The sequence below is a fragment of the Streptomyces fildesensis genome (assembly GCF_016107395.1).
GTDB lineage: Bacteria > Actinomycetota > Actinomycetes > Streptomycetales > Streptomycetaceae > Actinacidiphila > Actinacidiphila fildesensis.
In genome coordinates this window covers 113,664-119,907 of the sequence record NZ_JAAIKO010000022.1, presented here as the reverse complement: position 1 = coordinate 119,907, position 6,244 = coordinate 113,664, and the positions used below count along the sequence as shown (strand labels likewise).

The 6,244-nt window shown below is 65.5% G+C and carries 7 protein-coding genes; 6 read left to right on the top strand and 1 reads right to left on the bottom strand.

What is annotated here, in order from left to right; all coding sequences use genetic code 11:
* Positions 1 to 129 precede the first annotated feature (129 nt).
* Positions 130 to 969 carry an IS5 family transposase gene (locus C6N31_RS25710; RefSeq protein WP_138356863.1) on the bottom strand — a complete coding sequence of 280 codons (840 nt, stop codon included), beginning with the start codon at positions 967 to 969 and terminating at the stop codon, positions 130 to 132.
* A 972-nt stretch (positions 970 to 1,941) separates the two neighbouring features.
* Here C6N31_RS25710 and C6N31_RS25705 point away from each other — a divergent pair.
* The 6 genes from C6N31_RS25705 (at position 1,942) to fabG (ending at position 6,235) form a co-directional block, all read left to right on the top strand.
* Positions 1,942 to 2,250 carry a MarR family transcriptional regulator gene (locus tag C6N31_RS25705; RefSeq protein WP_244809018.1) on the top strand — a complete coding sequence of 103 codons (309 nt, stop codon included), beginning with the start codon at positions 1,942 to 1,944 and terminating at the stop codon, positions 2,248 to 2,250.
* A 153-nt stretch (positions 2,251 to 2,403) separates the two neighbouring features.
* Positions 2,404 to 2,715, top strand: a complete 312-nt coding sequence (locus tag C6N31_RS25700) for a helix-turn-helix transcriptional regulator (RefSeq protein ID WP_138356864.1) — start codon at positions 2,404 to 2,406, stop codon at positions 2,713 to 2,715.
* Positions 2,716 to 2,971: 256 nt separating this feature from the next.
* Complete coding sequence (locus C6N31_RS25695) at positions 2,972 to 4,063, top strand: tyrosine-type recombinase/integrase (protein ID WP_244809017.1); 1,092 nt, start codon at positions 2,972 to 2,974, stop codon at positions 4,061 to 4,063.
* A gap of 54 nt (positions 4,064 to 4,117) precedes the next feature.
* Positions 4,118 to 4,939 (top strand): HipA family kinase, encoded by an 822-nt coding sequence (locus tag C6N31_RS25690; protein ID WP_138356866.1) that lies wholly within the window; start codon positions 4,118 to 4,120, stop codon positions 4,937 to 4,939.
* Positions 4,936 to 5,334 carry a DUF3037 domain-containing protein gene (locus C6N31_RS25685; protein ID WP_138356867.1) on the top strand — a complete coding sequence of 133 codons (399 nt, stop codon included), beginning with the start codon at positions 4,936 to 4,938 and terminating at the stop codon, positions 5,332 to 5,334. The genes C6N31_RS25690 and C6N31_RS25685 overlap by 4 nt, the downstream gene beginning before the upstream one ends.
* A 139-nt stretch (positions 5,335 to 5,473) precedes the next feature.
* Entirely contained in the window at positions 5,474 to 6,235 is a 762-nt protein-coding gene (gene fabG, locus C6N31_RS25680) for a 3-oxoacyl-ACP reductase FabG (protein WP_138356868.1), read from the top strand.
* Positions 6,236 to 6,244 lie beyond the last annotated feature (9 nt).

The following is a 6,244-nucleotide window of genomic DNA, read 5'->3' as shown; positions in this document are numbered from 1 at the left end:
TGCAGGATCGGTGCCAGAGGCAGCCGATAACGTGACCTCCCGGGCAGTCCGATGCCGGACCTTCTGCGGGGCATCGCAGGCGCCCCGATCTCAGAGGGCATTTGATCTAGGCAGATTGCCGTTTATGTCCTAGTAGGTACCTCGCCAGGTTGGTGTGGTCTCGTCCGTTATGCGCTTGGCGAGGTTGTCGATCGAGGCGATGTGGATCATGGCTTCTGAGCTGGAGGTGAGGGTCTCGTAGTCGCGGGCGAGACGTCGGTGCATCATGATCCAACCCAAACTTCGTTCAACCACCCAGCGCCTTTTGACGACGTGGAAACCTCGAACTCCGGATTTTCTGTTGACGACTTCGACGTCGATTCCAAGGTTGGCGCCGTGTTCGACGACGGCGTTCTTGAAGCCGGTGTCGACCCAGCTCTTGGAGATGGTCGGGTATGTCTTCTTGGCCTGATCGAGCAGGCGTAATCCCACGGCGTTTTCCGACAGGCTGGCGGCGGTGACGGTCACGGCGAGGATCAGTCCGATCGTGTCGGTGAGGATGCCTCGCTTCCGGCCGACGATTTTCTTCGCGGCGTCCATTCCCTGGCTGGTCAGGGGCACGTTGTGGGAGGTCTTCACGCTTTGGGTGTCGATCACGGAGGCGGTCGGCTCGGGCTTGCTCCCCTCCTTCACGCGGGCCAGGCCGGTGAGGTCGTAGTTGAGCTGGGCGAGGATTCCCTCGTCGCGCCAGGCGGCGTAGTAGGAGTAGACGGTGCCGTGGTTCGGGAAGTCGTGCGGGAGGTATTTCCAGGGGATTCCCGTTCGATTGACGTAGAGGATCGCATTGAAGACGTCACGCAGTTCGACTTTGGCCGGCTGTCCGGTGGGCCTCCGGTCGAGCCTGGCTTTTCTCCAGGCCGTCAACGTCGGCCCGATCAAGGCCCATCGGGCTTCGGACAGGTCGCTGGGGTACGGCTTGCGCTCGCTCACGGCGTAGCGTGATCATGTGCGACGCGGAGAGCTTAGTTCCGCTGGTGATCAGGCGATTCTGTGGCATCTTCAAACCAGACGGACTTCCGGGCACGGAAGCGAGCGATACGGGCGCCCTACCTCCACGGCTCGGGCGAGGCTGTTCATCTCTTACAGGTATGAACAGCGTCAAACCATGACACACGCAAAAGACTTACATCGGAATAACCCTCTGTAAACGCCCACTGAGGTCGTCGAACCTTGCTGCACCGCTGGCGTGCACCGGCGTGTGACTGTCTTGGCCCTCGGGCCGTCGCCTGTTGGCTCGCTACGACGGTCACCAACCGCGGACGGCGACCGCAGCCGAGGCGAGTGTTCCCCCAATGCCGCAACAAATGGCGCTGGGTTCCCAGAGGTCGCAATGCCAGGGCCTGCCAATCGACGTACCACCGTCGGCGCCATGGCCTGAAATCATACGGCTCACCCGACACCGTGGCCGGTCCTTGTGCCAGGTCTCGACCTCAGACAGCCACACCCTGCCCGGTGTAGGACAAGTATCTCGACCTTCGCGTCCCGGCGCGGCTCTCCGCTGCTCAATCGCCGTCGGCATCAGATTGCGGACGGGTCCTGTATTCATCCGCCCGGTTGCAAATACCAGCCCTTTTCGATAAGGCTGCTAAGGGGTTTCTGGTAGAGCTTTCGACGATTCGCGTGACTTCGTAGGCCCGCGGTATGTGAAATCGGGGCAGGGGGCTGAGAGATTCGCCCACGGCAGACAAGAAACAACTCCAAAGGACTGGAACCTCCCGCCAGTGGCATGTCAACATCCAACGTACCGAAAATACAAGGGCAGCCAGGCGGGCTCCTACGGCGGGACCCAGATGTCCCACCGGGCTTACCGCGCGGGCGTGCTCCCTGCTCAAGGAAGCACCACTGTCGGACCCCATCCTTCGATCCGCTCGTTTCACCTCCCCCATCCTCTTCGCGCTCGGCGTGCTGAATGCCTGGAGCGGCCCGAAGGTGGGGGACTACGGCGCCGTGTCCACCGCGCTGTGCCTGTGCGTCTGCGCGGCCGGCTTGCTCGGGGAAGATCTCCTACAACGCGAGTATCGCCGTGACCGAGCAGCGCTGGCGCACATCGCTGTCCATCCCGGAACTTCAACTCCGCATGTGGCCGACGCTGTTGGTGCTCCTGTGCGCGTGGTGGAGCGAAATCTTGACCGCCTCATTCACGACGGGTTTCTGGTGCTCGTCACGGACGGCGTGACTCCGGCCTTGCGTTCGTACCGGCTGGCTTCCTGACCCAGGAGTCCGAAGGGCGTCAGAACCCGGGGATGTGGCGCGCAACATAGCCGACGATCGCCGGTTAGCCAAACCGGCGTTCCCGCAGACCATTGGAGATATTCGGGGCTGCCCACCGCCCCCTGCCGTTCCGTACCTCACAGAAAACCACCGATGCCTGCGCGATCGTTGCCCACGACATTTGCTGCCCCCACTCCCCAGGCCGCAGCACACGCGGCCTTCCTGAGCGTGAAGGAGGCCGCGGAGTATCTCGGCCTCTCACCGCACACCCTCTATGTCTGGCGTCATCGGCGGCAGGGACCGCCGAGCTTCCGCATGGGGCCGCGAGGCCGCGTCATGTATCGGCGGGAGTCCCTCAACGCCTGGATCTGCGAACAGGAGCAGGCGGACTCCCGCTCCAACACATCCCTGAACCCCCTGATCGCTGCTCCGCAGCATCGGTTCAGTCACACCTGCAATGCCTGACGCGCGCACATCGTAGAGCGCCGCTTCCACCCGCCTCAACAAGGAGACTCTCCTGGCCGGCTATGTAGAGGACCGTTGGATCAAGAAGAAGAAGGACCCGATAAGCGGTAGAAGGGAAAGAACCGCTCGCTACGGCAAGGGCAAGCGATACAAGGTCGCTGGCATTGCTGGGATCCGGGATAGATCCTTCGACACCCTGGAGGACGCCAAGGCGTGGCTCCGCCGGTCAGCTACCGATGAGGAACGCGGGGAGTTCGTGGACCCGCGCGACGGATCCATCACCCTGGTCGACTACATCGCAATGCACTGGGCACCGGGCAGAGGAGGAGCCCCGAAGACCCAGCAGAACCAAGAGCGGAGAGCGCGGCTTCACATCGTCCCGCATCTCGGCCAGCTACCGCTGAAAAACATCACGGCGACAGAGCTGCGCGCCTACATCGCAAAGTTGGAGGCCACCGTCGCCTCAGTCGACTACCGACGTGGCATCTTGTCCGAGCTGTCCAGTGTTCTGGAGGCGGCCGTCGATGACAAGCGGCTTGCTAGAAACCCCATGCATGCGAAGTCTGTGCGGTGGCCCAAGGCGCCGAGGGAGCGACGCGAGGTTTGGTCGCTGGAGACGGCGCGCCGCGTTCGGGACGGGATTAGCCAGCGAAACAGGATATCCGTCGTACTCGGTTTGGGGTGCGGACTACGTCAGGGTGAGGTATTCGGGTTGAGCCCGGAGGACATTGATTACGCGCGAGGTGTAGTTCATGTCCGCCGCCAAGTCCAGGCGATCAACGGGAAGTTGTACTTCGCCCTGCCAAAGGGTAAGAAGACGCGCACCGTCGACCTGCCCTCCTCGGTGGCCGAGGAACTGAGGGTTCACGTTGCGTCGTTCCCGCCGGCGGAGGTGGAGCTTCCGTGGGAGAAGCCGGGGGCGGACCGAACCATGAGGAAGTTCTCCCTTCTGCTCACCACGCGATTCGGCAACGCCGTGGCGGTGAACACCTGGAACACCTACAGCTGGAAGCCCGCGCTGGCCAGGGCCGGAATCATTCCTCCGCGGCCCCAGGGCGCGAAGCCGTGGCAGTGGGAGGCGGCGCCGAAGGACGGCTTCCATGTGCTACGTCACACGTACGCCTCGATCATGTTGGAAGCAGGAGAGTCCGTCGTGACGTTGGCACGGTGGCTCGGGCACTCCTCGCCAGCTGTCACGCTTGGTTACTATGCTCACTTCATGCCAGAGGCCGGGAGCAAGGGGCGCACAGCGATCGACGAACTGCTTGAGGGGCGGGGGAGCGGCCTGGCAGCCGAAACTCCCCAGATTCTCCCCAAGGCTGATTGCGGAGAAAACCCCCAGGTATGAGCGGTGAGAGCTTGGCATGGATTGTAAGGCAAACGAGTCTGGCGGCCTGGGAATATGCTGAATGAGGTAACGGGAATCCGTTATGTGACCCCCCTGCGCGAGGGCGGCTCGGTGCCGGGGGTGGTCGAGGCCGACGACCTCGGCACGTACGTCGTGAAGTTCACCGGCGCCGCGCAGGGCCGCAAGGCGCTGGTCGCCGAGATCGTGGCGGGCGAGCTGGCCCGCCGGCTGGGACTGCGCGTCCCCGAACTCGTCCGGTTCCAGTTCGACCCGGTGATCGGGCTCGGCGAGCCCGACGCCGAGATCCAGGATCTGCTCAAGTCCAGCGGTGGCCTCAATCTGGGGATGGACTTCCTGCCGGGCTCGCTCGGGTTCGATCCGCTGGTCTTCGAGATCGAGCCGGCCGAAGCCGGCCGCATCGTCTGGTTCGACGCCCTGATCGGCAATGTGGACCGGTCCTGGCGCAACCCCAATCTGCTGATCTGGCACAAGGACCTCTGGCTCATCGACCACGGCGCCTCACTGATCTGGCACCACAACTGGAAGACGGCCGAGCAGGCGTCGGCGAAGCCCTTCGACGCCGCCGACCACGCGCTGTCCCGGTTCTCGCCCGACCCGGCCGCCGCCGCGGCCGAGCTCGCGCCCAAGGTCACCGAGGAGCTGCTGCGCGAGGTCACCGCGCTGGTGCCCGACGAGTGGCTGGACGGGGAGCCCGGTTTCGACGGTCCCGACGAGGTGCGCAGGGCGTACGAGCGGGTGCTGCTCGCCCGCGCGGGTTCCGTGCACGAGCGGATCGTCCTCGTGGCGGGGCAGAAGCCGAAGCAGGACGCGCCGGACTGGCTGCGCACCTGGGTGGACGGGAAGGCCGCGAAGTGAGCGGGTACCGGGGCAGTGGCCGGGATGTGTTCGAGTACGCGCTGGTGCGCGTCGTCCCGCGGATCGAGCGCGGCGAGATGATCAACGCGGGGGTGCTGGTCTACTGCCGCGCGCGGTCGTTCGTCGGCGCGCGGATCCATCTGGACGAGGCGCGGCTGCGCTGTCTGGACGAGCGGGTGGACGTCGAGGGGGTGCGCGCCGCGCTGCGCGGGTACGAGGGTGTGTGCGAGGGCGGGGAACGGGCCGGGCAGGCGGCCGGCGACGACCCGGGACGGCGTTTCCGCTGGCTCACGGCGCCGCGCAGCACGGTGGTGCAGCCGGGTCCGATCCACACCGGGCTGACCGCGGATCCGGAGGCCGAGGTGGACCGGCTGCTCGGTCTCCTGGTGCGCTGAAACACACTCGCGAGGGGTTCCGTTGACAGCGGGTCACAGGGCTCCTACGGTTTCGACAACTAACCTACTAAGCGGTTGCTCATGTGCGGAGTCCGTGCGGGATTCCGCGCGGCGCCGTATCTGAGGGCAAGGAGACTGCATGTCCACGACCGAGCAGCGCGTCGCGATCGTGACCGGGGCCGCGCGCGGCATCGGCGCCGCCACCGCCAAGCGGCTGGCGGCCGAGGGCCGCGCCGTCGCCGTACTCGACCTCGACGAGGGTGCCTGCAAGGAGACCGTCGAGCAGATCACGGCGGACGGCGGCAGGGCGCTCGCGGTCGGCTGTGACGTATCGGACGAGGCGCAGGTCGAGGCGGCGGTGGCCCGGGTCGCGGAGGAGCTGGGCGCGCCGACCATCCTGGTGAACAACGCGGGTGTGCTCCGCGACAACCTGCTGTTCAAGATGAGCGCGACCGACTGGGACACCGTCATGAACGTGCACCTCCGGGGTGCCTTCCTGATGTCCCGCGCGGTGCAGAAGCACATGGTGGCGGCCAATTTCGGCCGGATCGTCAACCTGTCGTCGAGCTCCGCGCTCGGCAACCGCGGCCAGGTCAACTACTCGGCCGCCAAGGCGGGTCTGCAGGGCTTCACCAAGACGCTGGCCTTCGAGCTCGGCAAGTTCGGCGTCACCGCCAACGCCGTGGCGCCCGGCTTCATCGTCACCGACATGACCGCCGCCACGGCCGCCCGGATCGGTATGGGCTTCGAGGAGTTCCAGGCCGCCGCCGCGACCCAGATCCCCGTCCAGCGGGTCGGCAACCCGGACGACATCGCCAACGCGATCGCCTTCTTCACCGGTGAGCAGGCCGGCTTCGTCTCCGGCCAGGTCCTGTACGTGGCCGGCGGCCCGCTCAACTGACGCGCATCG

What these genes read in the sequence shown, in the direction of transcription:
- C6N31_RS25700 (WP_138356864.1), top strand. Translation starts at nt 2,404, where the DNA reads ATGCCTGCGCGATCGTTGCCCACGACATTTGCTGCCCCCACTCCCCAG.
- C6N31_RS25690 (WP_138356866.1), top strand. Translation starts at nt 4,118, where the DNA reads ATGCTGAATGAGGTAACGGGAATCCGTTATGTGACCCCCCTGCGCGAG.
- fabG (WP_138356868.1), top strand. Translation starts at nt 5,474, where the DNA reads ATGTCCACGACCGAGCAGCGCGTCGCGATCGTGACCGGGGCCGCGCGC.